Raw genomic sequence first — 2,413 nt, 5'->3', positions numbered from 1 at the left:
TGTGGTAATCCAGAGGGATCTCTTCCCCTATTTGATCTGCGACCGTCTGCACTGCACTCAACCGGGAAAAGGGTTCCTTGATGAGGTTGAACATGGAGTTTAACGGGAAGAAGCCCATAACAAAATCCGTGGTTTCCCCATCGAACAGTTTCCAGCGGATCATACCGCGTACAAAGCCTTCGATCACCTGCCAGAGGAAAAGGAAGCCCAGGGCAAAGGCTGAGCGTTTTACTAGCATTCCCAAAAAGAGACAAAAGGAGAAAAACCCTACCAGCTTGATAAAAAAGGCCAGTAGAAACTCCAGGTCGGAAAAGATAATTGACAATTCATCGTAGTCCGAGTAAATTAAACCCAGCACCATGGAAACCACAAAAACAAAAATGGTGGAAATGAGGGCAAAAGATATGACCGTCAGGAATTTTGAGTAGATAAATTCTTTTTTGGAAAGCCCGTCAATCAGGTTTTGTTTTATGGTTTTATTGCTGTATTCATTGGCCATCATGGACACAATTACAATAGCCAGGAAGAGTTTGAAGAAGGCAGTGATGAAGGTGTTAAAATGCCAGATATAGGGAAAATTGAAAATACCCTGCTCCGCCAGATGAAACTTTACCGGACCAATATCGAACTTGATCGCTGCGATCAGTGCGATGGAGGTAAGCAGGATGAAATAAGAGAGTATAAGGATCCTGCTGGCGCGATTGTTCCAGAGTTTTATGAATTCTATTTGCAGAAGGCGCTTCATTGATAATTCGTTTATACCGTTTGTCTTTCGGTTATGGTCAGGAACTGTTCTTCCAGGCTCTCTTTTTTCTTCAGCAGGTGTGACAATACCAGGCCGTGTTCAAAAAGATGGCTGTTCAGTTCGTGGGCATTCATTTCTTCTTTCGGAAAGGCAATTACCAGTCCCATTTCCTGCTTGATCTCTGAAAAACCACCATGTTCCTTGAGCAGCCCGATAAGCCTTTCGTTGTTGTCGCACTTCAATTCAAAAAAGCCATGGCTGGCCAACATCCCATCTACTGTCCCTGAATATAATTTTTCGCCTTTTCTGAGGATGACCACATGAGAGCAAACCTTCTCCACTTCGTCCAACAGGTGAGAGGCCAGCAATATCGTTGTCCCCTGCGAGGCTATGCGCTTTATGATTTCCCTGATTTGGTGGATCCCCTGTGGATCCAGCCCGTTTGTTGGTTCGTCAAGGATCAGAATCTCCGGGTCGTTCAACAACGCAGAAGCGATGGCCAAACGTTGTTTCATGCCCAGGGAATAAGTGCGGAACTTACTGTTCCTGCGTTCCCAAAGGCCTACCAGTTCTAATTTTTCCTGGACTTTATCTTCTGGAACTTCTTTGATCTTACAGACCAGTTTCAGGTTTTGCACGGCCGACATATAGGGGTAAAAATTAGGCCGCTCAATAATAGCACCCACCCGCTTGAGTGCATCATGCGTAGTGGTATTCCCATCGAACCAGGTAAAGGAACCGCTGGTCTTGTTTACCACATTCAACACGATGCCCAGGGTAGTGGATTTACCACTCCCATTAGGTCCCAAAAGGCCGTATACGTTTCCCTTTTTTATGGAGAACGACAGGTTTTTGACAGCTGTAAGGTAGCCGAATTTTTTTGTGAGTTGGTTGACAGTTAAAATGGTTTCCAAGGAGAAAACAATATTGGTTGTATAGTAACTTGACGAAGAAATCACTAATTTGTTACAAGAAAATAAAAGTATCGCTTTTTATGGCCCAAGAACGATTAATGTCGAAGAAAAAACCGGCATACCCGGTAAGTGAGAAACTGGATGCCTACCTGGAAAAGTATAACCGCAAGATAGAAATCCCTATTTTTTATGAGGACCTGCTGCGTTTTGCGGGTTCCGTTGTGGTATATGATGATAATGGAGACGATACCCTCTGGGTAAGGGTGTACTACTCCGATGCGGACCGGAAGGAGATCGATCAGAGCCTTAAACAGGTGTATTCCATTTTGCACTCGGACGGGAGCGACCATATTTTCCAGTACCTCAATATTGATGCGGTCGATTTCTGCACCTTCGGGAATTCGCAACCTTTTCGGGTTAAGGTCAGGAATATCCTGAACGACAATTTCCTGTATTTCTACGTTAAGAAAACCGATGCCTCCCGGATTTACGGACTGGAGCTGGAACACATACTATCGCCTTACCACCTGAATTTCCTAGTGTATAAGGATACACTGATAGAGGAACACATTGCGGGTATTCCCGGAGATGTTTTTATCAAGGAAATGCTCCCAGATTGCACGGAATCTGAAAAAGCACAATTGGCCAAGGAGTTTGTAAAATTTAACGAGCGTTGCATGATACGCCTATTGGGGGATATGCGCTCTTACAACTACGTTATCGTTCCTATGCACGATTTTGACCACGTCATTTA

The 2,413-nt window shown here is 44.4% G+C and carries 2 protein-coding genes and 1 pseudogene; 1 reads left to right on the top strand and 2 read right to left on the bottom strand.

Going from position 1 to position 2,413, the window contains the following annotated elements:
- Both AC4E7D_RS13960 and AC4E7D_RS13955 read right to left on the bottom strand, forming a co-directional pair.
- The coding region (locus tag AC4E7D_RS13960) for an ABC transporter permease (RefSeq protein ID WP_490174388.1) at positions 1–745 on the bottom strand (745 nt) is incomplete at its 3' end.
- 11 nt (positions 746–756) lie between these two features.
- Complete coding sequence (locus tag AC4E7D_RS13955; protein WP_490174387.1) at positions 757–1,659, bottom strand: ABC transporter ATP-binding protein; 903 nt, start codon at positions 1,657–1,659, stop codon at positions 757–759.
- An 80-nt stretch (positions 1,660–1,739) separates the two neighbouring features.
- On the opposite strand from AC4E7D_RS13955, the pseudogene AC4E7D_RS13950 reads away from it, so the two are divergent.
- Positions 1,740–2,413 (top strand): annotated as a pseudogene (locus AC4E7D_RS13950) (hypothetical protein); the annotation flags it as partial.

It is taken from the genome of Lentiprolixibacter sp. (assembly GCF_982873095.1).
Note: the sequence above shows the minus strand (reverse complement) of the source record. Positions and strands in the feature narration are given on the sequence as shown.